Source organism: Pseudomonas sp. GM21, from assembly GCF_000282215.1.
Classification (GTDB): Bacteria; Pseudomonadota; Gammaproteobacteria; order Pseudomonadales; family Pseudomonadaceae; genus Aquipseudomonas.
In genome coordinates this window covers 1-25,993 of sequence record NZ_AKJS01000042.1, presented here as the reverse complement: position 1 = coordinate 25,993, position 25,993 = coordinate 1, and the positions used below count along the sequence as shown (strand labels likewise).

Genomic DNA, 25,993 nt, shown 5'->3' with positions numbered 1-25,993 from the left:
GCCCTTCGGGTTGTGCCTTAAAACGGGCCAGCCTGCGTTGCAGGCCTTGAAAAGGGAATACCATTCCCAGCGGCCTGCGCCTTGCCTGGCCCGCTTTAAGGCGACAACTCGGCGGGAAAACTAATTGAGAACGCCCCCTATGCCCTCGACCCTGAGCAAACCCCTGGCATCTTCCTGGGTCAGCCGATTCAAGGAACAAAGCCTGGAGCGCGGCCGCCGCTACGCGCTGGAGAATCGCGTCAGGATCGTCGAGGTCGGCGACGCTACGATCACCGCCGCGTGCGAAGGCTCGGGCGGTAACGTTTACCGTCAGACCATTCGCCTGCGCGAGTCGGCCAAAGCCACCTTGCTGATGGTCGACGCGACATGCACCTGCCCGGTTCACAGCAACTGCAAGCATTGCGCGGCGGTGTTGCTGAAAGTGCAGGAAACACTGGCCTACCCCGCCGCTGCGCAAGATGCCGATCTGCTGGAAAAACTTCAGGCCGTACTGGAAAACCGTGGCCCGAAAGCACCGCCGCAAGTGCTTGTGGATAACGTTCAACCGGTGCCTCGCCTGTGGCTGGCGAGTATCGAGTTCAGCGCCTTCGAACCGCGCAACGGCAAGATGCAGCGCTACATTCAGCATCGCGCGGCGTTGTCTTTCAGCTATCTGGATGAATACGTCAGCGGACAAAAGAACGCCGACATCCTGATCCGCCAGGAAACCCAGACGCTACGGATAAAACGCCACCCGGATGTCGAACAGACCTACCGGGAACAGTTACGCATCCTCGGCTTCAAGATTGCCACCCGGCAAAGCAAAGCCTTGCCGGAAAGTGCCGGCGAACTCTACGAGATGGTCAATGACAGTGCCTGGCTGACCTTCACCCTCAACGAACTACCCAAGCTGCGCACCCAAGGCTGGGAGTTGCAGATCGACGAAGACTTCGGTTTCGACTTGACTGCGGTGGATGATTGGTACGCCACCGTCGAGCAGGTGCCGGAGCGCGACTGGTTTGATCTGGAACTGGGGATCATCGTCAACGGCGAGCGCCTGAGTTTGCTGCCGATCCTGTTGAACCTGATGCGCTCACACACTGAAATCCTCAATCCGGAACGCCTCGCCCGACGCCGCGACGACGAGCTGATTCTGGTGAACATCCCCAATCGTCCGAATTCCGAGTACGGCCCGCTGCAAGTCGCCCTGCCCTTCGGCCGTTTGAAGCCAGTGCTGGCGACGCTCGGCGAGTTCTATCTGCAAGAGCCTGGCGAAACCACGCTACGCCTGAGCAAAGCCGACGCCATACGTCTGAACCCACTGGAAGATCTGCCGCTGCTCTGGGAAGGCGGCGAACAGATCCGCACCTTTGCCCAGCGCCTGCGCGACATCAAGGACTACACCGCCACCGCACCTGAAGGCTTGAACGCAACTCTGCGCCCTTATCAGCTCGAAGGCTTGAGCTGGATGCAATCATTGCGGCAACTGGAGGTCGGCGGGATTCTCGCGGACGACATGGGCCTGGGTAAAACCCTACAAACCCTGGCGCATATTCTCACTGAGAAAGCGGTTGGACGCCTTGATCGGCCGTGCATGGTGGTGATGCCCACCAGCCTGATCCCGAACTGGCTCGACGAAGCAGCGCACTTCACACCGCAACTCAAAGTACTGGCACTGTACGGTGCCAGCCGCAAAAAACACTTCGATAAGCTGGCAGACTACGACCTGATCCTGACCACCTATGCGCTGCTGCCCAAAGACATTGAACAACTCGCCGCGCAGCCTTTGCATGTGCTGGTGCTGGATGAAGCGCAGTACATCAAAAACCCCAACAGCAAGGCGGCACAGGCGGCGCGGGAGCTGAATGCGCGTCAGCGTTTGTGCCTCAGTGGTACGCCGCTGGAAAACCACTTGGGTGAGTTGTGGTCGTTGTTTCACTTCCTGCTGCCAGGCTGGCTTGGCGATGTGAAAAGCTTCAACCGTGATTACCGCGTGCCCATTGAAAAACGCGCCAGCGAAGTCAGACTTCAACATCTCAACGGCCGGATCAAACCGTTTCTGTTGCGCAGGACCAAGGAACAGGTCGCGACGGAATTGCCACCGAAGACCGAGATCATTCACTGGGTCGAACTCAATGAAGCCCAGCGCGATGTGTACGAAACCATGCGTCTGGCGATGGATAAGAAGGTCCGCGACGAGATCACCCGCAAAGGCGTGGCGCGCAGCCAGATCATCATTCTCGAGGCGCTGCTGAAACTGCGTCAGGTGTGTTGCGATTTGCGTCTGGTCAACGACGCCGCCCTGCCGGCTCGCGGCAGCACATCGGGCAAGCTCGACAGCCTGATGGAAATGCTTGATGAATTGTTTGAAGAAGGTCGTCGAATTCTGCTGTTCTCGCAGTTCACGTCGATGCTGGCGCTGATCGAGGTTGAGCTGAAAAAGCGCGGTGTTGAATACGCGCTGCTGACCGGACAGACCCGCGACCGACGCGCACCGGTGAAGGACTTTCAGAGCGGCAAGCGACAGATTTTTCTGATCAGCTTGAAGGCCGGCGGCGTGGGCTTGAACCTGACCGAAGCGGATACGGTGATTCACTACGATCCGTGGTGGAATCCGGCGACGGAGAATCAGGCGACAGACCGGGCCTATCGTATCGGCCAGGAGAAACCGGTGTTCGTCTACAAGATGATTGCCCGGGGGACCGTCGAAGAGAAGATTCAGCACCTGCAGAAAGAAAAATCCGATCTGGCAGCTGGTGTTCTGGATGGACGCAGGACGGGAGACTGGAAGTTGCAGACCGATGATATTGAAGCGTTGTTTGCGCCACTGCCGGACAAGCTCGAAAAGCGCTGAGGTTTGCGTTGGCAGTTAGATTGCCATCGCGAGCAGGCTCGCTCCCACTTTTGGATCTGTGCTTGCCCACCATGATGGGAACGCCATAGATATACTGTGGAAGCGAGCCTGCTCGCGGAGGGGCCATTATTGAAGAAGCCGACTGTCAGGACTTGGAGTTGGGCAATGGCGCAAACAGCGCCTCAATTTCAGTCTGCTCAAGCTTCCATCCTCCGGTCGTTCCGCCCTCAAGAACAGCCCCCGCCAAAGCGGCCTTCTCCTGCTGCAAAGCCTGAATTTTCTCTTCCACTGTGCCCCGAGCAATCAGCTTGTAAACAAACACCGGTTTGTTTTGCCCAATCCTGTAGGCACGATCGGTCGCCTGATTTTCCACCGCCGGGTTCCACCATGGGTCGAAATGGATCACCGTGTCCGCTGCTGTCAGGTTCAGACCTGTGCCGCCCGCTTTCAGACTGATCAGAAACAGCGGCACTTTACCGCTCTGGAAGTCTTTGACCGGTGTGCGCCGATCCGTCGTATCACCGGTCAACAACGAGTAACCGAGATCACGCTGCTGCAACTCCTCCTCAATCAAGGCAAGCATCGAAGTAAACTGCGAAAACAGTAAAATCTTGCGGCCTTCACTGAGCAACTCTTCCAGCATCTCCATCAAGCTGATCAGCTTCCCACTACCGGACCGAAGCGACTTTGCCGTGATCGTCGTTTTGACCAGCCGCAAATCGCAGCACACCTGACGCAGCTTGAGTAACGCATCAAGGATGATGATTTGACTGCGTCCAACGCCATTGAGGGCGATTTCGTCACGCACCTTCTTGTCCATCGCGACGCGGACGGTTTCATACACATCTCGCTGCCCATCGCTGAGATCAACCCAATGCACAATCTCGGTTTTTGGTGGTAATTCGGTTGCTACCTGGTCTTTCTTGCGGCGTAACAGAAAGGGTTTTATCCGGGCCGTCAGATGTTGCATCCGATCACTATTGGCGTGTTTCTCGATTGGCGTGCGGTAGTCACGATTGAAGGTTTTGCTGTCACCAAGCCAACCTGGCAGTAAAAAGTGAAACTGGGACCACAGTTCGCCGAGGTGGTTTTCCAGAGGCGTGCCAGACAAACACAATCGCTGGCGGGACTTTAGGTCGCGGGCTGCCTGAGCAGCTTTACTGACCGGGTTCTTGATGTTCTGCGCCTCATCGAGAATCAACACACTCCAGACTTGCGGCTGCAAAACCTCTAGATCCCGAGGCAGCAGCGCATAGGTGGTCAACACCAAATCGTATTCAGCAAGACTGGCAAAATCTTTTTGCCGGGCGGAGCCATGCAACGCCAGAACCTTCAATTGCGGGGTAAAACGTGCCGCCTCGTCGAGCCAGTTCGGAATCAGGCTGGTTGGCATTACAGCCAGCGCTGGAAGATCAAGTCGCCCGGTCTGCTTTTCCGTGAGCAAATGCGCCAGGGTTTGCAGGGTTTTCCCCAGCCCCATGTCGTCGCCCAGAATGCCGCCGACTTCTAACTCGCGAAGGGTTTGCATCCAATTCAGCCCTTCGAGCTGATACGGTCGCAGCGTCGCCTTGAGACCCTCAGGCGCCGAGACTTGAACATGGGTCGACTCACGTAATCGTTGCGCAAAACTGCGCAGTCGCTCGCCACCCTGCCAGACCAGCGGAACACTTTCCAGCAAACTCAGGCGAGCAGCATCCGGAGCATTCAAGCGCAATGAATCGCCCTGATGCGATCCCAGATACAACTCGCCAAGGGTGGCCATCAACGGCTTGATTCGGCCGTAGGGCAGCGCGACTTTGCTTCGGGGCTTGCCACCTGTATTCCCGGCGCCAAGTTCGATCAGCAGTTGTTCATCATCGTTACGTTGAGCCAGGCTTTCGGGGTCCATCAACTGTGGCTGGCTCCGCAGCAAATGCAGCAGTATCGGCAGCAGGCTGTGACGCTCGCCATTGACGACGATCCCCAATTGCAGATCGAACCACTGGTGCCCCGATTCTTCCTCGATCTCGGCATACCACTCTTCCACTGGCTGCAAGTTGAAGTGAAAGTTATCGCTGATATCGATCAGCCAGTTTTTCGCCCGCAGTGCCGGGACCCCATCCTGCGCAAAGGCAAGCCAGGCGGTATCATCCGGCAGGGTGAACATTTCGCCTGGACGGTCCAGGCTGCTTTTACGCGTAGCCTTTCTAAAACCGTGTTTTTGCAAGGTCTGACGCAAGGCTTTTTCGGCGATGGGGTTGCGCTGGATACGCTGGGTTTCCGTCCCGGAAAGAATCAACACTTCCGGGTTTCGGTCCGACGTCGGATGGCCGTCGTAGGTAAACGCCAATGCCGCTCGGTGCTCTGGCTCGTGTTGCCAGCGGATGTAGCGCTTGCCGCTGGCTAGAGTCAGGTGAGCCTCGGGAAGAATGCCATCGATGATCCGCTCTGTCAGCGCATGGGGTGCCGGAGCTACCCGTGTCGCGGCGCTCATCCGATGGCTGAACTGCATCGCCTGCCGCGCCGGAATATCGGGAGCCAAGGACAAGTGGCGAGCCAGCTTTTCGTCAAATGCATTGAACAGTGGTCCAATTTGCAGACGCGCGCGATCCAGATAGTACAAGGGTTCCAGGGCCAGGATCGTTTCCACCGAGGCTTCGTCGCTACCCCATTGCGAGCGAAAACTGCCGTTGGCCTGTTCGGCCCAGATAAATTGGCCCGTTCTTCTTGTTCCTTGCGTTAAAGGTTGTGGCTGTTCGAGATCGAGGAAAAGGCGCGAAGTTCGCAACAGCATTTCAATGAGTTCAGCACCACTGCTGCCATCCAAGGGATAGCCGGCGTAATAGGCATGATGGGAGTGAACGGCGACCAACAGCCTGGCGATGCGCAGATCCAGTTCAGTCAAGTAACCGGGTTGCCGGATAAGCGTATCCGACAACGAGTACACCGATTTGATGTCTTGCAGGCGGCCGTCCTTGAGCTGACGGGCCTTGAAAATTTCCAGCGTCCATTTCCCGGCAGTTGGCGTTGCCCGGAGTTTGTAAAACAGGCGCGTACTCGTTACCTGCGCCGCCTCATCGACGGCATTGCTTGCAGAAGGAATTCCGTCGAGCCAGCGCTCCAGTTCACGGTTCAGGTGAACAGGGTCAGAACCGTCAGGCGCTGCGACCGGAAGGTCCTGCAAGTGATAAATAACGGTTGCGCAATGTTTGCAATCAATCACTACGGGGCATGAGCAAGAGCAGTCCAGCTCAAAATCGCCATTGGCACCCTCAATCAGTTCGATGTGCTGTTCGTAGACGTTACCTTCAGAGCCCCTGCAGGTCGCCCGCACCAACACATCATCAAGTTCGAGGATTTTCACCCGATGTTCATGGGCGTATCTACGCGCCTTGTCGAGGGCACGATGACTGAACTCATCCGCCCATGGCAGCTGTTGAAGTTTCTCGATGATTGCCGACATACACTCGATGCTTATTAAAATGAATCAATTATGGTCGTGTACAACCTGGCCTTTTAGCACCCGCGCCAACGTCGACTTAACCTTCCCCATCCCGTCCTGCAGCGCCTGCTCGATTTCGGGCATGGTAATCACCGCCGTCGACTTGCCCGCCGCCGGGTTCACCACCAGTGCCAGGCACGCATAATCCAGTTCCAGTTCACGCGCCAGTGCCGCTTCCGGCATGCCGGTCATGCCCACGATGTCGCAACCGTCACGCTCTAGACGCGCGATTTCAGCGACGGTTTCCAGACGGGGACCCTGTGTGCAGGCGTACACGCCAAAGTCGCTGTAATCCAAGCCTTGGGCCGCCAGTGCCGCGATCAGCTGCTGACGCAGCGGCTCGCTGTAGGGGTAGCTGAAGTCGATGTGGGTGACGTGTTCCAGGTCATCGGCGAAATAGGTGTGCTCACGACCGAAGGTGTAATCGATCAGCTGATGTGGCACGCAGAAATGCCCGGTGCCCATCGCCGCATGAATTCCGCCCACGGCGTTGACCGCGAGGATCGCTTCGGCACCCGCCTGCTTCAATGCCCAGAGGTTGGCGCGGTAGTTCACCTGATGTGGAGGAAAACGGTGTGGATGACCGTGACGCGCAAGAAACAGCACGTCCTTGCCGGCGAATTCACCGATCTGCACATCAGCTGAAGGGGCGCCGTAAGGCGTGTCCACGGCCAGCGATTGACGAATGCTCAAGCCTTCGAGTTGAGTCAGGCCGGTGCCTCCGATAATCGCGTAAACCGTCATGGCGCAAAGTCCTTATTCGATCAGTTGAGCTTCTTTGAGCGCGCCGACAGCGGCCAGCCAGCGTGGGTTCTGACGGTATTCAATATTGGCATATGCCTGGCCGCGCATCCGCGCAATACGCTCGGACGGTTTGACCTTCAGGCGCTGGGCTGCGCTTAGCGCCAGTTCGGCAGCGGCGCGGTCGTTACACACCAGGCCCATGTCGCAGCCGGCGGTCAGCGCGGCTTCGATACGGCTGGCGGCATCGCCGACCACATGAGCACCGGCCATGGACAGGTCGTCGCTGAAGATCACGCCATCGAATTGCAACTCGCCGCGCAGGATGTCCTGCAACCAGCGGCGGGAAAAGCCGGCAGGCTGGGTGTCGACTTGCGGGTAGATAACGTGGGCCGGCATGACGGCAGCCAGTTGCTTGCTCAATTTGGCGAACGGCACCAGGTCGTTGGCACGGATCTCGTCGAGGCTGCGCTCGTCATTCGGGATGGCGACGTGGGAGTCCGCCTCAGCCCAGCCATGGCCGGGGAAATGCTTGCCGGTGGCGGCCATGCCGGCACTGTTCATGCCACGGATGAATGCACCGGCCAGCAGCGCTGCGCGCTCCGGGTCACCCTCGAACGAACGGGTACCGACAACAGCACTGCGTTGGTAATCCAGATCCAGCACCGGGGCGAAACTGAGGTCCAGACCGACGGCCAGCACTTCGGTGGCCATGATCCAGCCGCATTGTTCAGCCAGGTATTCGGCATTCGGATTGTCGGCGATGGCACGCATGGCGGGCAGTCGCACGAAGCCTTTGCGCAAACGCTGAACGCGGCCACCTTCCTGGTCCACCGCCAGCAACAGATCGGGACGAATAGCGCGAATCGAGGCGCTCAACTCGCGCACCTGGCGCGGGTGTTCGATGTTGCGAGCAAAAATGATCAAGCCGCCCACTTCGGGCTGGCGCAACAATTGGCGATCTTCGGCCGTCAGCCAGGTACCGGCGACGTCCACCATCAACGAGCCTTGCAGGCCAGCAGTCATAGAGATTCCTTAAGAACGAGAAACCCGGTCCGCACGCATGCACCGCCTTGGGCGATGCCCGGCAGGTCGGCAATACAAATGGGGGACAGGTTCAGAACGAGAGTCGGCATGGGCGGCTAGCTTAGCGGATGTCAGCTGCCGCGCCCACCCGTGCGCGGTTAAACCTTGGCGACAGCCGAAGCGGTCTTGCTACGTGGACGCAGTTGCGCGGCGGCCATGTTTGTGTCGGTCACGCCGGTTTCAGCACGCATACCCGCGGCGAGGAACGGCACCATCAAGCGCATTACCTGCTCAATGGAGGTATTGACGCCGAAATCGGTCTCGGCAATCGCGCGCAGGGCCTTGATCCCCGACATGCTGAACGCCGCAGCACCCAGCATGAAGTGCACGCGCCAAAACAACTCGATCGGCGGAATACGCGGCGCGGCTTCGTTGACCAGCATCATATAGCGGCGGAACACCTTGCCGTACATGTCTTCCAGATAACGACGCAAGTGGCCCTGGCTCTGACTGAATGCTAGCCCCAGCAGACGCATGAAGATGGAAAGGTCGTTGCCACTGCGCGGCTGCACGACAAGGGCTTGCTCGACGAGGATTTCCAGCAGCTCTTCAAGGGTCGGCTTGTTTTCAGGCTTGGCCTGACGCCGCTCCAGCTCTTTATCGAGGCTGATGCAGAACGGCCCGAGGAAGCGCGAAAAGACGGCTTGAATCAACGCTTTCTTGGAGCCGAAGTGATAGTTCACCGCCGCCAGATTCACACCGGCCTTGCTGGTGATCAAACGCAATGAGGTTTCTGCGAAACCTTTTTCCGCGAACAGCTGCTCGGCAGCATCGAGAATGCGTTCAACGGTTTCCGACTGGGCCATGGCTACTCCGCCTGACAAACACTTGTTTGAAACATACGTTTCAGCCTGTGTATTGTCAAGCTTGGCCGTTCATTTCGGGAATGGTCGGTCAGCTATTTAACCACACAACGACAAAGCTTCAAGCAGTGGTCAGATCGACCGTCCGGCGGCCTGCAAAAAAAGGGGCATTGCCAAGATGCTTTCACTGTATATAATCCCAGTCACTGTATAAAAAGACAGAGCGATCAAAATGCTAAAGCTGACGCCACGCCAAGCAGAGATTCTGGCCTTCATCAAACGCTGCCTCGAAGACAACGGCTACCCGCCGACCCGTGCGGAAATCGCTCAGGAACTGGGTTTCAAGTCGCCCAACGCGGCGGAAGAACACCTGAAGGCGCTGGCCCGCAAAGGCGCCATCGAGATGACCCCGGGCGCTTCCCGCGGCATTCGCATTCCAGGCTTCGAAGCCAAGGCCGACGAGTCTACCCTGCCGATCATTGGCCGAGTGGCTGCCGGCGCCCCCATTCTGGCCCAACAGCACATCGAAGAGTCCTGCAACATCAACCCTGCATTCTTCCATCCGCGCGCCGACTATTTACTGCGCGTGCATGGCATGAGCATGAAGGACGTCGGTATTTTCGACGGAGACCTGCTGGCCGTACACACCACACGTGAAGCCCGTAACGGCCAGATCGTGGTCGCACGAATCGGCGATGAAGTAACGGTCAAGCGCTTCAAGCGTGATGGCAGCAAGGTCTGGTTGATTGCCGAAAACCCTGAATTTGCCCCTATCGAAGTGAACCTGAAAGATCAGGAACTGGTGATTGAAGGCTTGAGCGTCGGCGTGATTCGCCGCTAAAGGAGGCTTTATGCAGTCCCCACACACATCACAGCAAGCCCAACTGCCGCTGTTCGAGGCGTTCATGGCGCAACCACTGGCGCCGATTCTGAAAGACGTGGTCGAGTCGCCCTGGAGCGCCGAGCCCGAAGTCTTCAGTGAGCTGTCGCTACGTGGTGCAACCGGGAACTGCTTGAACCTTCTCGCACCGATTCTCAGGGAACTGAGTCAGGACCAGGACGCACGCTGGTTGACACTGATAGCCCCACCCGCGAGCCTGACCCAAACCTGGCTCCGGGACGCCGGCCTTAACCGCGAACGTATTTTGCTGCTGCAACCTCGCGGCACTCAGAGCGCACAACAGCTGACTTGCGAAGCCTTGCGCCTGGGCCGTAGCCACACTGTGGTCAGCTGGCTCACCCCATTGAACACGACTTCACGGCAACAGTTGATCAGCGCCGCCCGAACCGGGGACGCACAGAGCTTGAATATTCGATTGGGCTAACTGAAAAACCATGCGCGCATTGAACTGCGCGGGGCTTCTCCAAGGATAGAGAAGCCGAAATGAGGCGATTACCGTAATCCGACAGGCGGGATCAGTGGAGGACGCGAGATCCCTGATCTTTATCAAATTCGCCTTCGACCAGTCGGCCTGCCATCTGAACGCCGACGCTCAACATCGCCTTGGCGACTTCCACATACTGACCTTGCAGGAACGCTTTGGCATCCTCGGAGAAATCCAAAGTAACCAGAGAACCCTCGTCCTCGGCTCTGCGCAGCTCGATACGGCCGTCTGGTAACTCGACAATTTCTAGAAAGGACGTTGGCATAAAGGTTTGTTCTCCACGAAAGGCGGGGATTATATAGGCATCGGAGAGGCTTCGCTCGGCAACTTGACCAGATGTCATGGCAAGTAAATATCTTTTCGCGCTCATCCCTGAGGGGACACCCTGTCTGGGCATCCGTCCTGTCGATTAATCTTTCAGCACTCGTTCAACCCTTCGCGAAACCGGATCGCCAACCCCTTGAGGTTCTGGCGCCAGCTTTCCAACTCTTCCCGGCTTAACTCTTTAGGCGCCTCTTCTTCATCCAGGTTAACGGCCAGGATCAGCGGCTGAGTCACGTCGCCTTTAGGTTTGTGCGGAACGCGGGGAGGTTGAAACAGATCCGCATGGGCCGCCAACAGCTTGGCTAGCCAGGTTTCCGGATTTTGCGCAAGCTCGACCATCTCGGCCATTTCAGGAATGGCGATGGTTTCGAGCACCTCACGAGTCAGCAACAACTCAGCCCGAGGCGCATTGGCCTGAGGCAAGCGATAGAACCCGGCGATTTCATGACACAGCCCCAACAGGGCACCGTAAAGGTGAAACAACGCCGACTCACGTCCCGCCTGGATCAGAGCCAGAGAGTTCATCGCCCGCCCCTCTTCGGCTCTGGCGAGCGCTTCCAGCGACAGGCCGGCGAAATAAATCTTCTGATTGGTACGGGTATAGAGTTCGTGGGCCATGACGGCAGCCTCCACAACGAAATAATTGCTTCACACAGGTCAGACAGTGTCGTGGATCACATCCGCCTCCCGCAAGCATAAAACAAAAAGGCCGCATGAAAACCCGAAGGTTGTCATGCGGCCTTTTTTGTACAGCGCTTTAAGCCTTGGCTGCTGGACGCTTGTCTTCAACCTTCCACTTGCCGCCGTCGTAGTACGCCTTCCAGCCAGTCGGCTTACCGTCGACTTCTGTCTGCACATACTGCTCTTTGGTCTTGCGACTATAACGGATCACCGAAGGGAGACCGTCGGGATCTTTCTTCGGCGCCTCGCAGAGGAAGTGATACTTCGGATCGATCTCATCCTTGTGCGGCACAATTTCCATGACCAGCGGAGCACGGGTCTCGCGGTTTTTCGGAAATTGGCTGGCCGCCAGGAACAGACCGGAAGCACCGTCGCGCAGGATGTAAGTGTCGTTGACCTTTTCGCACTTAAGCTCGGGCATCTTCACCGGATCCATCTTCGGCGGCGCCGCGTCACCGCTCTTCAGCAGCTTGCGGGTGTTCTTGCACGTCGCGTTGGTGCAACCGAAGAACTTGCCGAAACGGCCCGTCTTGAGCTGCATCTCGCTGCCGCACTTGTCACACTCCAGGCTCGGGCCTTCATAGCCTTTGATGCGATAGGTGCCCTCTTCGATTTCGTAGCCAGAGCAATCCGGGTTGTTACCGCAGATGTGCAGCTTGCGCTTCTCGTCGAGCAGGTAAGCGTCCATCGCGGTGCTGCAGATTGGGCAGCGATGCTTGCCACGCAGAACCAGCGACTCCGATTCACCTTCGTCGTCCGCGGCGATTTCATCACCCGGCACCAGATTGACGGTGGCCTTGCAGCGCTCTTTCGGCGGCAGGCTGTAGCCCGAGCAGCCGAGGAACACGCCCGTCGAGGCCGTACGAATCTGCATCGGACGGCCACAGGTCAGGCACGGAATGTCGGTCATCACCGGCTGATTGGCGCGCATGCCGTTTTCTGCGCTTTCGGCGACTTCCAGCTTCTTCTTGAAGTCACCATAGAACTCGTCCAGCACGTTTTTCCAGTCGCGCTCGCCCTGAGCCACGTCATCGAGATTCTCTTCCATGCCGGCGGTGAAGCCGTAGTCCATGAGATTGGAGAAACTCTCGGACAGACGCTCAGTGACGATGTCGCCCATCTTTTCCGAATAGAAACGACGGTTGTGCAGCGCCACGTAGCCACGGTCCTGGATGGTCGAAATGATCGCCGCATAGGTCGAAGGACGACCGATGCCGCGTTTTTCCATTTCTTTAACCAGGCTCGCTTCGGAGTAGCGTGCAGGCGGCTTGGTGAAGTGCTGGGTCGGATCAAGCTTGATCAGCTTCATCGCATCGCCCTGGGCCATGTCCGGCAGCACATCATCATCGCCCGGCTTGGCAATTTGCGGCATCACACGGGTGTAACCGTCGAACTTGAGGATGCGGCCCTTGGCACGCAGCTCAAAATCACCAGCACCGACGGTGACCGTGGTCGACAGGTATTGCGCCGGCAGCATCTGGCAAGCGAGGAACTGGCGCCAGATCAGCTCGTAGAGCCGCTCAGCATCACGCTCCATGCCCGACAACTTGCTTGGCTCGGTGTTGGCATCGGAAGGACGAATCGCTTCGTGAGCTTCTTGTGCGCCTTCCTTGCTGCTGTAGACGTTCGGGGTCTCCGGCAGGTACTTCTTGCCGAACTCGCCCTCAATATAAGTGCGCGCCATCGTCACGGCATCGGCCGAGAGGTTGGTGGAGTCAGTACGCATGTACGTGATGTAGCCGGCTTCGTACAGACGCTGGGCCATCATCATGGTTTTCTTCACGCCGAAGCCCAAGCGGTTGCTCGCGGCCTGTTGCAACGTGGACGTGATGAACGGGGCCGAGGGCTTGCTGCTGGTCGGCTTGTCTTCACGCTTGACGATGCTGTAGCTGGAAGCCTTGAGCTTTTCCAGCGCGGCCATGGCCTGGGTTTCGTTGAGCGGCTTGAAGGCTTCGCCGTTCTCGCGGGCCACGTCAAAGCGCACAGTTGCGCCCTTGGCGGTGCCGAGGTCAGCGTGGACTTCCCAGTATTCTTCCGGGTTGAACGCGCGGATTTCACGCTCGCGCTCAACGACCAGCTTTACCGCCACCGACTGCACGCGACCGGCGGACAGGCCTCGGGCGATCTTGGCCCACAGCAGCGGCGAAACCATGTAACCCACAACGCGGTCGAGGAAACGGCGCGCCTGCTGAGCGTTTACACGGTCGATATCCAGCTCGCCCGGCTTGGAGAAAGCTTCCTGAATCGCCTTCTTGGTGATTTCGTTGAACACCACGCGCTTGTAGCGGCTGTCGTCACCACCGATGGCTTCGCGCAGGTGCCAGGCAATGGCTTCCCCCTCGCGGTCCAAGTCGGTTGCGAGATAGATGGTGTCAGCATCTTTGGCGAGCCGACGCAGCTCTTCGATGACTTTTTCCTTGCCCGGGAGGATCTCGTACTTGGCTTTCCAGCCATGATCGGGATCGACACCCATGCGCGAGACCAGCTGCTTGCGCGCTTTCTCTTTCGGCGTGAGCACCGGACCTTCACCCGCAGCGGCCTTTCCGCGCTTGGCGGCTGGCTCTTTGCTGGCGCTAGCCGAACCGCTGGTGGGCAGGTCTCGGATATGGCCGATACTCGACTTCACCACGTATTGGTTACCCAGATACTTGTTGATGGTCTTGGCCTTAGCCGGGGATTCCACAATGACCAGCGATTTGCCCATGGATCAGAAAATTCCTGAATTCTAGAAGTGAAAGGCGGTTGGCGCCTGACGCGGCACCGCTATATATAGTGGCTACAAGGTGAGGTCAAGCGCAGGGTTCTGCGCGCACTCCCCTTACGGCTTCGGAAAAACGCTCGGTTCGGCTTGTACCAAAGCAAAGCGTGGCACCTGTTCGCCGTCAACCTCGACCGACTCCAGGAACATGCTCAAGGGACGCACCCAAAAGCCGTAATCGCCATACAGGGCTTGATAGAAGACCACTTCCTCTTCGGTTTCCGAATGCTGCGCAACAGCGAATACGCGGTACTGCGGACCTTTGTAATGTTCATAGAGCCCAGGTTGTATCGGCATGGTTTGGCCCTCACTCAAATCTTTTCAAAATAAAAACAAAAATAAATTCAGAAAAACAAAAACCGGGGCACTTGGCCCCGGCTTCCGTCAACGGAACGCTTAAACGCGTTCGAAGACGGTGGAGATGCCTTGGCCGAGACCAATGCACATGGTAGCCACCCCGAAGGTGCCGCCATTTTGCTTCATCACGTTCAACAGCGTGCCGGAGATACGGGCACCGGAGCAACCGAACGGGTGACCCAGGGCGATTGCGCCGCCGTGCAGGTTAACCTTCTCGTTCATCTTGTCGAGCACTTTCAGATCTTTCAGCACTGGCAGGGCCTGTGCAGCGAAAGCTTCGTTGAGCTCAAAGAAGTCGATATCGTTAATACCAAGACCCGCGCGCTTCAGTGCTTTTTGTGTAGCCGGTACTGGACCATAGCCCATGATTGCCGGATCCACACCTGCCACTGCCATCGAACGAATCACGGCCATAGGCTGGATACCCAGATCCTGTGCACGCTGCGCCGACATCACGATCATGCACGAAGCACCGTCGGTGATCTGCGACGAGGTACCGGCTGTCACGGTGCCGCCCTTCGGGTTAAACGCTGGCTTAAGAGCCGCCAGGCTTTCCAGGGTGGTTTCCGGACGAATGGTCTCGTCGTAGTCGAACAGTTTCAGGAAACCGTTCTCGTCGTAGCCCTGCATCGGGATGATTTCGTCTTTGAACTTGCCCTCCAGCGTCGCTTTATGAGCGAGCTGGTGGGAGCGCACGCCGAAAGCGTCTTGTTGTTCGCGAGTGATGCCGTGCATTTTGCCCAGCATTTCAGCGGTCAGGCCCATCATGCCCGAGGCTTTCGCCGCGTACAGGGACATGTGCGGGTTCGGATCGACACCGTGCATCATGCTCACGTGGCCCATGTGCTCGACGCCGCCGACGACGAACACGTCACCGTTGCCGGTCATGATCGCTTGCGCAGCAGTGTGCAGTGCGCTCATCGACGAGCCACACAGACGGCTGACGGTCTGACCGGCTGCCGTGTGCGGGATCTGAGTCATCAGGGACGCCATGCGAGCGATGTTCCAGCCCTGCTCCAGGGTCTGGTTTACACAGCCCCAGATCACGTCTTCGACTTCGTTCGGGTCGACCTTGACGTTGCGTTCCAGCAATTTGCTGATCAGGTGCGCCGACATGTCTTCGGCGCGGGTGTTGCGGTGCATGCCGCCCTTGGAGCGGCCCATCGGAGTACGACCGAAGTCGACAATCACGACGTCTCTAGGATTCAAGCTCATAAGTTCACTCTCACTCTAGTTGGGGGCGCTTAACCGAAGAAGCTCTGGCCGTTTTTGGCCATTTCACGCAGCTTCGCGGTCGGGTGGTACAGCGCGCCCAAATCAGCGTACTGGTCAGCCAGGGCAACGAACTCGGCAACACCGATCGAATCGATGTAGCGCAGTGCACCGCCACGGAATGGAGGGAAACCAATACCGTAGACCAGACCCATGTCGGCTTCGGCAGCGGTTTCAACAATGCCGTCTTCCAGGCAACGCACGGTTTCCAGGCACAACGGGATCATCATCCAGTTGATGATGTCTTCGTCGGAGACTTCGCGCTGCTCGTAAACGATCGGCTTGAGCACTTCCAGTACCGAAGGGTCGGCGACTTTCTTCTGCTTGCCGTGCTTGTCGGTCTCGTAAGCGTAGAAGCCCTTGCCATTCTTCTGGCCCAGGCGCTTGGCTTCGTAGAGCACGTCGACAGCGGAACGGCGGTCGTCTTTCATGCGGTCCGGGAAGCCTTCAGCCATGACGTCACGACCGTGGTGACCGGTGTCGATGCCGACCACGTCCATCAGGTATGCCGGGCCCATCGGCCAGCCGAATTTTTCCATGATCTTGTCGATACGGACGAAGTCCACACCGGCGCTGACCAGCTTGGCGAAACCGCCGAAGTACGGGAAGAGTACGCGGTTGACCAGGAAGCCCGGGCAGTCATTGACGACGATCGGGTTCTTGCCCATTTTCTTGGCGTAGGCAACGGTGGTGGCAACGGCCACTTCGCTGGACTTCTCGCCACGAATCACTTCAACCAGCGGCATCATGTGCACCGGGTTGAAGAAGTGCATGCCGACGAAGTTTTCCGGACGCTTGAGGGCTTTGGCCAGCAAGGTGATGGAAATGGTCGAGGTGTTGGACGCGAGGATGGTGTCCTCTTTGACCTTGTCTTCCACTTCGGCCAGAACAGCTTGCTTGACCTTAGGGTTTTCGACGACGGCTTCAACCACCAGATCCACGTGACCGAAATCACCGTAGGACAGGGTCGGACGAATGCCGTTTAGCACTTCAGCCATTTTCGCGGCGGTCATGCGGCCTTTATCAACGCGACCGACCAGCAGCTTGGCGGCTTCAGCCAGGCCTTGCTCGATACCGTGCTCGTTGATGTCCTTCATCAGGATCGGCGTACCTTTGGAAGCCGACTGATAAGCGATACCGCCACCCATGATGCCAGCGCCCAACACGGCAGCCTGCTTCACGTCTTTAGCGATTTCGTCGTAGGCCTTGGCCTTTTTCTTCAGTTCCTGATCGTTCAGGAACAGACCGATCAAGCTCTGCGCGGCAGAGGTCTTGGCCAGCTTCACGAAACCGGCGGCTTCGACTTCCAGCGCTTTGTCACGACCGAAGTTCGCGGCTTTCTGGATGGTCTTGATCGCTTCAACCGGCGCCGGGTAGTTCGGGCCAGCCTGACCGGCCACGAAACCTTTGGCGGTTTCGAAAGCCATCATCTGTTCAATGGCGTTCAGCTTCAGCTTTTCCAGCTTCGGTTGACGCTTGGCTTTGTAATCAAACTCGCCGGAAATGGCGCGCTTGATCAGTTCCAGAGCGGCTTCCTGCAGCTTTTCAGGAGCAACCACTGCATCGACCGCACCGACTTTCAGCGCGTCTTCAGGACGGTTTTCCTTGCCGGCGGCAATCCACTCGATGGCGTTGTCGGCACCGATGAGGCGCGGCAGACGCACGGTACCGCCGAAGCCCGGGTAGATGCCCAGTTTGACTTCAGGCAGACCAATCTTGGCGTTGGTGGACATGACGCGGTAGTCCGCCGCCAGGCACATTTCCAGACCGCCACCCAGGGCGATGCCGTTGATTGCCGCGACAGTCGGGACGTTGAGATCTTCGAAATCGCTGAAAATCTTGTTGGCTTCCAGATTGCCAGCAACGAGCTCGGCATCAGGCAGCTTGAAGTTTTCGACAAATTCGGTGATGTCGGCGCCGACGATGAACACGTCCTTGCCACTGCTGACGATCACGCCCTTGATCGAAGCATCTGCCTTGATGGTGTCTACAGCCTGACGCAGTTCGTTCAGGGTTAGACGGTTGAACTTGTTGACGGACTCACCCTTGAGGTCGAATTTCAATTCGACGATGCCACTTTCAAGAGCCTTAACCGTGATGGCTTTACCTTCGTAAATCATCAACTGATCTCCACGATATGGAAGCTGAACAGTACACGTCAGACGCAGGTGAATGGTTCGGCAGGACGTTTAACGTCAATGCTACGCCAATCCACCCGGCACACCCTCCAACGCGATAGTCGGGATTCTGTAGGAGCGGTCTGTAATACAAACGCTCAATTCATACGCCCGTTTGATTTGGGTACGCCACCTTCACGGAATTTCCGACAATTGTCAATCGCCCAAAACACGGGTTGAAACGCGACTTTGCGGTCACTTCCGTACTGCGAAGATCTACAACACACGAATGGATCCGAGATCATTCATAGAATCAATTGTTAGAAAATTCGCCCTAATTCGCTGCAGCCCGCGTTTAACAAGCTACGCTGGCACGAACCCGAAGAAAAAATGTGAACGTTTTGGGCGAACGCCCAACGTAAGAACAGACCTACAGCGAATTACCGGCCTGCCTGGCCAACCCCAGCCCGATGATGATGTCGGGCTTTTTATTGCTTGTCTGTCGGACCTATCGCGCCATTGCAGTGCGAAATATCCTCATGTTACGCCAGCGCTTTCAGCACTGCGTCAATGTCTTGCAACACCGTCGCCTCGCCCTTCTCGCCCCAATACAGAGTAATCATCTGCTTGTCCGCCTCAACCTTGTAGACGTTGGCTGGCAACTTTTCGAAATGATTGAGCAGCGTCCGATCCTCGCAAATCTCCTGCCACTGATTCACCCACTCACCCGGCGACTTTTGCCAGTAACTCCAGCACGCAGGCTGATTGCCACGGCGCGGTCGATGGTACTGCGCGCAGGGGCTCGGCGGCTCCTGACTTAACCAATGCGGCCACTCTTGAGGCGCCAATTGCATGGCCAGGCCGATACGTCGTGCCTCCATGCGCAGTGCCATTCGCCCGCTCTGACCACGAGACGGTCGCAACCATGCCAGCGGGCTCAGCACCACCAGCAGGATTGACACCACTATCCAGACCGTCATATCTGTACTCCCGATTCTTGATGAGCGCTTTGGGTCACTTTGAAACCATTGCGCTTGAAACCAGCCATACTTACCAATATTGCAACCCTCAGGAGGAGCACCTCATGCCCTACAACCATATTCTGGTCGCTGTAGATCTAACCGAAGAGTGCGACCCTGTAATCCACCGCGCTCGCGAGCTGTCGGTGAGCAACGGAGCGAAGTTGTCCCTGGTGCACATTGTCGAGCCGATGGCCATGGCCTTTGGCGGCGACGTCCCCATGGATCTGTCACAACTGCAACAACAGCAGTTCGATCAGGCCAAGGAGCGCCTTGACCGGTTGATCGTGAAATATCCGGAACTCTCCAAGGAATACAGTCACCTGACCTACGGCCAGCCCCGCCAGGAGATCCATCACCTGGCCAAGGAACAGACTTGCGACCTGATCGTGGTGGGCAGCCATGGTCGACACGGCCTGGCATTGCTGCTGGGCTCGACCGCCAATGACGTGCTGCACGGCGCGCCTTGCGATGTGCTCGCGGTGCACCTGATCAAACGCTAAACCCTTGAGAGAGCGAGCCTGCTGGCGATGGGGCCCTTTCAGTCGATATCAATGTTGACTGAAAAGCCGCCATCGCGAGCAGGCTCGCTCCCACATTGGATCTATTGCAGCCTTTAGATAGCATTCCATACGAAAAGCCCGGCGTTCATCACTGAACGCCGGGCTTTTTTATAGCAGGATCAATCAGGCATCCAGCTCGGCCCAACGCTCGACCATCACGTCGAGTTCAGCCTGCAACTGCTCCAACTGAGCAATCACTGCAGCCGTCTCGGCAGCAGGACGCTGATAGAAGCCGGCATCAGCCATTTGTGCTTCAACCACAGCAATCTGCTGTTCCATGGCTTCGATCTGACCCGGTAACATTTCCAGCTCACGCTGCAACTTGTAGCTGAGCTTCTTCTTTGCCACTGGCGCTTCGACAGCCGCAGCCACTGGTGCAGCTTCAGCAGTCACCACTGCGGAGGTCAGGTCGGCTTTGCCGGACTTACTCTCGGTCACACCCAGCAGGCGCGGCGAGCCGCCCTGACGCAACCAGTCCTGATAACCACCGACGTATTCGCGAACCTTGCCTTCACCTTCGAAGACCAGGGTGCTGGTGACCACGTTGTCGAGGAATGCCCGGTCGTGGCTGACCATCAGCACGGTGCCGTTGAAAGTCAGCAGAACCTCTTCCAGCAGTTCGAGGGTTTCGACGTCGAGATCGTTGGTCGGTTCGTCGAGGACCAGCAGGTTGGCCGGCTTGCTGAACAGTTTGGCCAGCAACAGGCGGGCACGCTCACCACCGGACAGCGCCTTGACCGGCGTGCGGGCACGTTGCGGGCTGAACAGGAAGTCGCCGAGGTAGCTCAGCACGTGACGGCTCTGACCATCGATATCGATGAAGTCGCGACCTTCGGCGACGTTGTCGATCACGGTCTTTTCCAGGTCCAGCTGATGGCGCAACTGGTCGAAGTAGGCCACGTCGATGCGCGTCCCCTCTTCCACTGTGCCGCTGGTTGGCTGCAGGCCACTGAGCATCAGCTTCAGCAGCGTGGTTTTGCCGGTACCGTTGGCGCCAAGCAGACCGATACGGTCGCCGCGCGTCAGGACCATCGAGAAATCCTTGATCAGGAACGGGCCACCCGGGTGAGCGAAGCTCACGTTCTCGAGAACCATAACCTGTTTGCCGGATTTGTCAGCGGTGTCCAGCTGAATGTTGGCCTTGCCAGTACGCTCACGACGCTCGCTACGCTCAACGCGCAATGCTTTCAATGCACGAACACGACCTTCGTTACGGGTGCGACGGGCCTTGATGCCTTGGCGGATCCAGACTTCTTCCTGGGCCAGCTTCTTGTCGAACAGCGCGTTGGCGGTTTCTTCAGCGGCCAGCGACGCTTCCTTGTGCACGAGGAAACTGGCGTAGTCGCCGTTCCAGTCGATCAGGCCACCGCGATCCAGTTCGAGGATGCGGGTCGCGAGGTTCTGCAGGAATGAACGGTCGTGCGTGATGAACAGCACGGCGCCCTGGAAATCCTTCAGCGCTTCTTCGAGCCAGGCGATTGCACCGATGTCCAGGTGGTTGGTCGGTTCGTCGAGTAGCAGCAGGTCCGGTTCGGAAACCAGCGCCTGAGCCAACAGGACGCGACGACGCCAGCCGCCGGACAATTCGGCGAGGGTCTTGTCGGCCGGCAACTGCAGACGGCTCAAGGTGCTGTCGACCAGTTGCTGCAAACGCCAGCCATCGCGGGCTTCGAGGTCGTGCTGGACGTGCATCAGCTTGTCCAGGTCGGCGTCGGTGACGATGTTCTGGCTCAGGTGGTGATATTGCGCGAGCAACTCGCCCACACCGTCCAGGCCTTCGGCAACCACGTCGAACACGGTCCGCTCGTCGGCTACCGGCAATTCTTGCGGCAATTCGCCAATCTTGAGGCCGGGTGCGCGCCAAACGGAGCCTTCATCGGGCTTCTGGTCGCCCTTGACGAGCTTCATCATGCTGGACTTGCCAGTGCCATTGCGGCCGATGATGCACACCCGCTCACCACGGGCGATCTGCCAGGACACCTTGTCCAACAACGGCATAGCGCCGAAAGCAAGGGACACATCGCTGAATTTGAGCAGGGTCATGAGCTTCTCCAAAAACCGGGCGCGCATTCTACCTGACTTGAGGCTTCAGAAGGCCGGCAATTTCACTCTCGAAGCACTCTGCATAACAAATGTTGCGAACTTATGCCGGAGGGCCTGCAAAGCTTTCGCCCGTTGCTGGCAAAAGGCTAAGCTACAGATTATTCAGTGCGGGCATTGCCCTGCTTTTCATGATTTCTCTGCCCGGATGTCTCATGCGCAGTCGCCTTTTCAGTCTTTTATCTTGCCTGCTTCTTACTGCCACAGCCGTGCAATCAGCCCAGGCGGTGGACCTGTCCACCCAACGCCAGTATTACGATGAAGCCAAGCGTGCCTTGGCCAAGGGCGATTCCGGTCCTTATTTTCGCTATAGCCAGGCCCTCAGTGACTACCCGCTGGAACCGTACCTGGCCTATGACGAGTTGACCGCTCGCCTGAAAACCGCCAGCAATGCCGAAATCGAGAAGTTCCTCGCCGAACACGGTGACCTGCCGCAAGCCAACTGGATGAAATTGCGCTGGCTGCGCTGGCTGTCCGAGCGAGGCGACTGGGCGACCTTCGTCAGGTATTACGACCCCAAGCTCAATTTCACCGAACTGGACTGCCTGAATGCGCAGTACCAGATCACCCACAACCAGAAGGCCGAGGGTTATGCCAACGCCAACAAATTGTGGCTGACCGGCAAATCCCAGCCGGAAGCGTGCGACGCGTTGTTCGGACTGTGGGCTGCCGAAGGTCAACTGACCGAGCAAAAACGTTGGGAGCGCACCAAGCTCGCCGCCCAGGCGCGCAATTATCCGCTGGCCAACAGCCTCGTGAACGGCCTGACCACCCTCGCGCCGCGCGGCCGGTTGCTGATTGATGTGGCGCAAAAACCGGAATTGCTTAACCAGCCTTCGCGCTTCACTCCGGCTGACGAACCGATGTCCGACGTGGTCAGCCTCGGCCTGCGCCGCCTGGCCAAACAGGACCCGGACAAGGCCATGGCCCTGCTCGACGGCTATGCCAGCAGCATGCACTTCTCCCGCGATGAAAAAGTGGCGATCGCCCGGGAAATCGGCCTGACCCTCGCACGACGCTTCGACAGCCGCGCACTGGATGTGATGACCAAGTACGACCCGGAACTGCGCGACAACACGGTGTCCGAATGGCGTCTGCGGTTGTTGTTGCGCCTGGGCCGTTGGGACGATGCCAATCAGCTGACCCGGCGCGTGCCGCAGGACCTGGCGACCACCAATCGCTGGCGCTATTGGCAGGCCCGCAGCCTTGAACTGGCCCAGCCACAGAACGCGGAAGTGCAAACACTTTATAAAAACCTTGCTCGCGAGCGTGACTTCTATGGTTTCCTCGCAGCTGATCGTTCGCAGTCCCCGTATTCGCTGAACAATAAACCGTTGGTGTTGAGCCAGGCGCTGATCAACAAAGTGCGCAACACACCGGGCGTTCGTCGCGCCCTGGAATTCCACGCACGGGGGCAGGTCGTCGATGGTCGCCGTGAGTGGTATCACGTCAGTCGACACTTCAGCCGTGACGAAATGGTTGCCCAGGCAAAACTGGCGTATGACCTGAGATGGTATTTCCCGGCGATCCGCACCATCAGCCAGGCACAATACTGGGACGATCTGGACATCCGCTTCCCGATGGCCTACCGCGAACCGCTGGTCCGTGAAGCCAAAATCCGCGGCCTGCATCCAAGCTGGGTGTTCGCCATCACTCGCCAGGAAAGCGCCTTCATGGCCGACGCACGCTCCGGCGTCGGCGCCACCGGCCTGATGCAATTGATGCCCGCCACCGCCAAGGAAACCGCGCGCAAGTTCAGTATCCCGCTGGCCTCGCCACAGCAAGTGCTGGATCCGGAAAAAAACATTCAGCTTGGTGCCGCGTACCTGAGCCAGGTCCACGCCCAGTTCAACGGCAACCGCGTCCTCGCCTCCGCTGCCTACAACGCCGGCCCGGGCCGCGTACGTCAGTGGCTGCGTGGCGCGGACCACCTGAGCTTCGATGTCTGGGTGGAAAGCATCCCGTTCGACGAAACCCGTCAGTATGTGCAGAACGTGCTGTCGTATTCGGTGATTTACGGACAGAAGCTCAATTCGCCACAGCCGCTGGTGGATTGGCATGAGCGGTATTTTGATGATCAGTGATCGGTAATGTCGGGTAGGAGATGTCGGACGAGGTCGCATTTAAAATATCGCAGCCTCGTTTCACTCGACAGCTCCTACATAGCGTTTACAAATGGAGACCGAGTTCGGCCTTGCCATCACTAAACTGCAATGCCGCCAGCCTCGCGTACAGCGCATTGCTCGCAATCAATGCCTGATGCGTCCCCACTGCCACTAACTTTCCCTGATCCATCACCGCGATCCGGTCCGCGTTTTTCACAGTGGCCAATCGGTGGGCGATGACCAGTGTGGTGCGGTTTTTCATCAGGCTTGGCAGGGCTTGCTGGATCAGATGTTCGCTCTGGGCGTCGAGGGCGCTGGTGGCTTCGTCGAGTAACAGGATCGGTGCGTCCACCAACAACGCCCGGGCGATGGCCAGGCGTTGGCGCTGACCGCCGGACAGACCGAGGCCACCGTCGCCCAGATGCGTCTGGTAACCGTTGGGCATTTGCTCGATGAAGTCGTGGGCGTAGGCGATTTTTGCGGCGTCTTGAACCTGGGCCAAGGTAGCGCTCGGGTTGCCGTAACGGATGTTCTCTTCAATGCTGCCGAAAAACAGCGCCGGGTTTTGCGAGACCAATGCGAAGCAACGGCGCAGATCGAGCGGATCAAGCTGAGTCAGCGGCACACCATCCAGCAGAATCTGTCCGGCGGCAGGGTCGTAAAAGCGCAGCAGCAAGTCATAAACGGTGGATTTGCCGGCCCCGGACGGTCCCACCAGCGCGAGGGTATCCCCCGCATTAATGGTCAGACTCAAGCCGTCGACGGCGAAGCTTTCCGGCCGTGAGGGGTAGGAAAAACGTACGTCTTGCAGAACCAGATCGCCCCTCACCCGCTCTGGCAAGGTCACCAGACCGATGGTCGGCGGCTGGATGATGTTTGCCGAGCGCAGCAATTCGGCAATCCGCTCGGCCGCGCCCGCTGCTCGCTGCAACTCGCCGATCACTTCGCTCAGAGTGCCGAAGGCGCTGCCGACGATCAGGCTGTAGAAGACAAACGCCGCCAGTTCACCCGCCGAGATCCGCCCGGCGATCACATCCATGCCACCGACCCACAGCATGACGCCCACTGCGCCCAGGACTAGCACGATCACCAGCGTGATCAGCCAGGCGCGCTGGAAGATGCGTTTACGCGCGGTGTTGAACGCGTCTTCCACCGTCACGGCGAAACGCTGCTCGTCCTGAACCTGATGGTTATAGGCCTGCACGGTTTTGATCTGGCTGAGGGTTTCGGAGACGTAGCTGCCGATATCAGCGATCCGGTCCTGACTCAGGCGCGACAGGTTGCGCACCCGGCGCCCGAAAATCAGGATCGGGGCGACGACCAATGGCAAGGCGACGACCACGATGCTGGTGAGCTTCGGATTGGTGATAAACAGCAGCACAATCCCGCCGATAACCATCAGCAAATTGCGCAAAAACAGCGACAACGAAGAGCCGATTACCGATTGCAACAACGTTGTATCGGCGGTCAGTCGCGACTGGATCTCGGAGCTGCGATTGTTTTCGTAAAAGCCCGGATGTAGATAAACCAGGTGGTTGAACACTTGTCGGCGGATGTCTGCGACCACGCGCTCGCCGATCCACGACACTAGATAAAAACGCGCGAAGGTGCCGATCGCCAGCCCCACCACCAGCCCCATGAACAAGCCGATGGACTGATTGAGCAAGTGCGGTGACTGGGTCATGAACCCCTGATCCACCAACAGGCGTATACCCTGCCCCATCGACAAGGTAATGCCGGCGGTGACAATCAGCGCGAGCAAGGCGCCAAAGGCTGGCCAGCGATAGGGCGCAAGAAAACGCAGGGTCAAGCGGATCGCGCGGCGGTGACGGGCAGAGAGCATCGCAGTTTTCCAGGTACACCATTGATAGGGCCAGCCTACACCGTCCGACACTGAATCCTGTAAATCACAATGAGTCAGGTTAATTATCACCGCGATGACTAGTCTCTAGACGCTTTTGGTCTAAAGTCCGGGTGGCAAGGTTTATAAATTTCTGTTGGACTGAAGTGGCCGTTTGGGAAAGATCGCAGGGAGTTGTCATAGCCCGGTCACCTGGCGGTTTTAAACTAGGCGCACACCTGATGAGGAGACAGGCCATGTCCTTGCAAAACAGCAGCGAAGACAAGATTCAAGTGATCCGCACACAGCCCAACCAGTCTCTGGGTTGCTCGATTATCGATGCCGAAGGGCGCGAAGTACCGATCACTGAAGATATGATCCAGAAAGCGTGCAGCGAACTGGACAAGCGATTGGTCAAGCCTGCCGAACAAGAGTGATATAGCCAACGTCTTCTTGACCCGGCCCTGGTGGGCCGGGTTTTTTATGGGCGCTTATCCAGAAACTGTGGTGCGGCCATCGCGAGCAGGC

The 25,993-nt window shown here is 58.0% G+C and carries 19 protein-coding genes; 6 read left to right on the top strand and 13 right to left on the bottom strand.

All coding sequences use genetic code 11. The annotated features are described in order from the left end of the window. The first annotated feature begins 139 nt into the window (after nucleotides 1-139). Nucleotides 140-2,833, top strand: coding sequence for a DEAD/DEAH box helicase (locus PMI22_RS21515; RefSeq protein ID WP_007944155.1), 2,694 nt, complete (start codon nucleotides 140-142; stop codon nucleotides 2,831-2,833). 145 nt (nucleotides 2,834-2,978) lie between these two features. Here the strand turns inward: PMI22_RS21515 and PMI22_RS21520 are convergent, their stop codons facing one another. The 4 genes from PMI22_RS21520 to PMI22_RS21535 form a co-directional block, all read right to left on the bottom strand. Further along, nucleotides 2,979-6,275, bottom strand: a complete 3,297-nt coding sequence (locus PMI22_RS21520; RefSeq protein WP_007944154.1) for a DEAD/DEAH box helicase — start codon at nucleotides 6,273-6,275, stop codon at nucleotides 2,979-2,981. Nucleotides 6,276-6,299: 24 nt separating this feature from the next. After that, nucleotides 6,300-7,058: an S-methyl-5'-thioinosine phosphorylase gene (locus PMI22_RS21525; protein WP_007944153.1), complete on the bottom strand. Its 759-nt coding sequence runs from the start codon at nucleotides 7,056-7,058 to the stop codon at nucleotides 6,300-6,302. A gap of 12 nt (nucleotides 7,059-7,070) precedes the next feature. Then, a complete protein-coding gene (gene nagZ / locus PMI22_RS21530) occupies nucleotides 7,071-8,081 on the bottom strand; it encodes a beta-N-acetylhexosaminidase (protein ID WP_007944152.1) in 1,011 nt (336 codons plus the stop codon). Between the two features lie 158 nt (nucleotides 8,082-8,239). Then, a complete protein-coding gene (locus PMI22_RS21535; protein ID WP_007944150.1) occupies nucleotides 8,240-8,947 on the bottom strand; it encodes a TetR/AcrR family transcriptional regulator in 708 nt (235 codons plus the stop codon). 229 nt (nucleotides 8,948-9,176) lie between these two features. On the opposite strand from PMI22_RS21535, the gene lexA reads away from it, so the two are divergent. Both lexA and sulA read left to right on the top strand, forming a co-directional pair. Beyond that, nucleotides 9,177-9,785: a transcriptional repressor LexA gene (lexA, locus tag PMI22_RS21540; protein ID WP_007944149.1), complete on the top strand. Its 609-nt coding sequence runs from the start codon at nucleotides 9,177-9,179 to the stop codon at nucleotides 9,783-9,785. Nucleotides 9,786-9,795: 10 nt separating this feature from the next. Further along, entirely contained in the window at nucleotides 9,796-10,269 is a 474-nt protein-coding gene (gene sulA, locus PMI22_RS21545; protein WP_007944146.1) for an SOS-induced cell division inhibitor SulA, read from the top strand. 91 nt (nucleotides 10,270-10,360) lie between these two features. Here sulA and PMI22_RS21550 read toward each other — a convergent pair whose 3' ends face one another. The 7 genes from PMI22_RS21550 to PMI22_RS21580 form a co-directional block, all read right to left on the bottom strand. After that, a complete protein-coding gene (locus PMI22_RS21550) occupies nucleotides 10,361-10,594 on the bottom strand; it encodes a hypothetical protein (protein ID WP_007944145.1) in 234 nt (77 codons plus the stop codon). Between the two features lie 152 nt (nucleotides 10,595-10,746). Then, nucleotides 10,747-11,271 (bottom strand): DUF6586 family protein, encoded by a 525-nt coding sequence (locus PMI22_RS21555; protein ID WP_007944144.1) that lies wholly within the window; start codon nucleotides 11,269-11,271, stop codon nucleotides 10,747-10,749. A 139-nt stretch (nucleotides 11,272-11,410) separates the two neighbouring features. Further along, nucleotides 11,411-14,038: a type I DNA topoisomerase gene (gene topA, locus PMI22_RS21560; protein WP_007944143.1), complete on the bottom strand. Its 2,628-nt coding sequence runs from the start codon at nucleotides 14,036-14,038 to the stop codon at nucleotides 11,411-11,413. A gap of 114 nt (nucleotides 14,039-14,152) precedes the next feature. Continuing rightward, nucleotides 14,153-14,389, bottom strand: a complete 237-nt coding sequence (locus PMI22_RS21565; RefSeq protein ID WP_007944142.1) for a DUF1653 domain-containing protein — start codon at nucleotides 14,387-14,389, stop codon at nucleotides 14,153-14,155. A gap of 99 nt (nucleotides 14,390-14,488) precedes the next feature. After that, entirely contained in the window at nucleotides 14,489-15,664 is a 1,176-nt protein-coding gene (fadA, locus tag PMI22_RS21570; RefSeq protein WP_007944141.1) for an acetyl-CoA C-acyltransferase FadA, read from the bottom strand. 29 nt (nucleotides 15,665-15,693) lie between these two features. Then, entirely contained in the window at nucleotides 15,694-17,841 is a 2,148-nt protein-coding gene (fadB, locus tag PMI22_RS21575) for a fatty acid oxidation complex subunit alpha FadB (RefSeq protein WP_007944139.1), read from the bottom strand. Between the two features lie 539 nt (nucleotides 17,842-18,380). Continuing rightward, nucleotides 18,381-18,818, bottom strand: coding sequence for a hypothetical protein (locus PMI22_RS21580; RefSeq protein ID WP_007944137.1), 438 nt, complete (start codon nucleotides 18,816-18,818; stop codon nucleotides 18,381-18,383). Between the two features lie 104 nt (nucleotides 18,819-18,922). On the opposite strand from PMI22_RS21580, the gene PMI22_RS21585 reads away from it, so the two are divergent. Then, entirely contained in the window at nucleotides 18,923-19,360 is a 438-nt protein-coding gene (locus tag PMI22_RS21585) for a universal stress protein (RefSeq protein ID WP_007944136.1), read from the top strand. A gap of 183 nt (nucleotides 19,361-19,543) precedes the next feature. Here PMI22_RS21585 and PMI22_RS21590 read toward each other — a convergent pair whose 3' ends face one another. Then, nucleotides 19,544-21,463: an ATP-binding cassette domain-containing protein gene (locus PMI22_RS21590; RefSeq protein WP_007944135.1), complete on the bottom strand. Its 1,920-nt coding sequence runs from the start codon at nucleotides 21,461-21,463 to the stop codon at nucleotides 19,544-19,546. Nucleotides 21,464-21,675: 212 nt separating this feature from the next. On the opposite strand from PMI22_RS21590, the gene PMI22_RS21595 reads away from it, so the two are divergent. Beyond that, nucleotides 21,676-23,604: a transglycosylase SLT domain-containing protein gene (locus PMI22_RS21595; protein ID WP_007944134.1), complete on the top strand. Its 1,929-nt coding sequence runs from the start codon at nucleotides 21,676-21,678 to the stop codon at nucleotides 23,602-23,604. 85 nt (nucleotides 23,605-23,689) lie between these two features. On the opposite strand, the gene PMI22_RS21600 is transcribed toward PMI22_RS21595, so the two are convergent. After that, complete coding sequence (locus PMI22_RS21600; RefSeq protein WP_007944133.1) at nucleotides 23,690-25,468, bottom strand: ABC transporter transmembrane domain-containing protein; 1,779 nt, start codon at nucleotides 25,466-25,468, stop codon at nucleotides 23,690-23,692. Nucleotides 25,469-25,722: 254 nt separating this feature from the next. Between PMI22_RS21600 and PMI22_RS21605 the strand changes: the two genes are divergently transcribed. Then, entirely contained in the window at nucleotides 25,723-25,902 is a 180-nt protein-coding gene (locus tag PMI22_RS21605) for a PA1571 family protein (RefSeq protein WP_007944132.1), read from the top strand. Nucleotides 25,903-25,993: the final 91 nt, after the last annotated feature.

Bases quoted from the DNA above. Each gene is read 5' to 3' on its own strand.
- PMI22_RS21585 (WP_007944136.1), top strand. From the start codon at position 18,923: ATGCCCTACAACCATATTCTGGTCGCTGTAGATCTAACCGAAGAGTGC.
- PMI22_RS21565 (WP_007944142.1), bottom strand. From the start codon at position 14,389: ATGCCGATACAACCTGGGCTCTATGAACATTACAAAGGTCCGCAGTAC.
- PMI22_RS21555 (WP_007944144.1), bottom strand. From the start codon at position 11,271: ATGGCCCACGAACTCTATACCCGTACCAATCAGAAGATTTATTTCGCC.
- PMI22_RS21590 (WP_007944135.1), bottom strand. From the start codon at position 21,463: ATGACCCTGCTCAAATTCAGCGATGTGTCCCTTGCTTTCGGCGCTATG.
- PMI22_RS21580 (WP_007944137.1), bottom strand. From the start codon at position 18,818: ATGACGGTCTGGATAGTGGTGTCAATCCTGCTGGTGGTGCTGAGCCCG.
- PMI22_RS21605 (WP_007944132.1), top strand. From the start codon at position 25,723: ATGTCCTTGCAAAACAGCAGCGAAGACAAGATTCAAGTGATCCGCACA.
- PMI22_RS21535 (WP_007944150.1), bottom strand. From the start codon at position 8,947: ATGGCCCAGTCGGAAACCGTTGAACGCATTCTCGATGCTGCCGAGCAG.
- fadA (WP_007944141.1), bottom strand. From the start codon at position 15,664: ATGAGCTTGAATCCTAGAGACGTCGTGATTGTCGACTTCGGTCGTACT.
- fadB (WP_007944139.1), bottom strand. From the start codon at position 17,841: ATGATTTACGAAGGTAAAGCCATCACGGTTAAGGCTCTTGAAAGTGGC.
- topA (WP_007944143.1), bottom strand. From the start codon at position 14,038: ATGGGCAAATCGCTGGTCATTGTGGAATCCCCGGCTAAGGCCAAGACC.
- PMI22_RS21595 (WP_007944134.1), top strand. From the start codon at position 21,676: ATGCGCAGTCGCCTTTTCAGTCTTTTATCTTGCCTGCTTCTTACTGCC.
- PMI22_RS21525 (WP_007944153.1), bottom strand. From the start codon at position 7,058: ATGACGGTTTACGCGATTATCGGAGGCACCGGCCTGACTCAACTCGAA.
- PMI22_RS21550 (WP_007944145.1), bottom strand. From the start codon at position 10,594: ATGCCAACGTCCTTTCTAGAAATTGTCGAGTTACCAGACGGCCGTATC.
- sulA (WP_007944146.1), top strand. From the start codon at position 9,796: ATGCAGTCCCCACACACATCACAGCAAGCCCAACTGCCGCTGTTCGAG.
- lexA (WP_007944149.1), top strand. From the start codon at position 9,177: ATGCTAAAGCTGACGCCACGCCAAGCAGAGATTCTGGCCTTCATCAAA.
- PMI22_RS21515 (WP_007944155.1), top strand. From the start codon at position 140: ATGCCCTCGACCCTGAGCAAACCCCTGGCATCTTCCTGGGTCAGCCGA.
- PMI22_RS21520 (WP_007944154.1), bottom strand. From the start codon at position 6,275: ATGTCGGCAATCATCGAGAAACTTCAACAGCTGCCATGGGCGGATGAG.
- nagZ (WP_007944152.1), bottom strand. From the start codon at position 8,081: ATGACTGCTGGCCTGCAAGGCTCGTTGATGGTGGACGTCGCCGGTACC.
- PMI22_RS21600 (WP_007944133.1), bottom strand. From the start codon at position 25,468: ATGCTCTCTGCCCGTCACCGCCGCGCGATCCGCTTGACCCTGCGTTTT.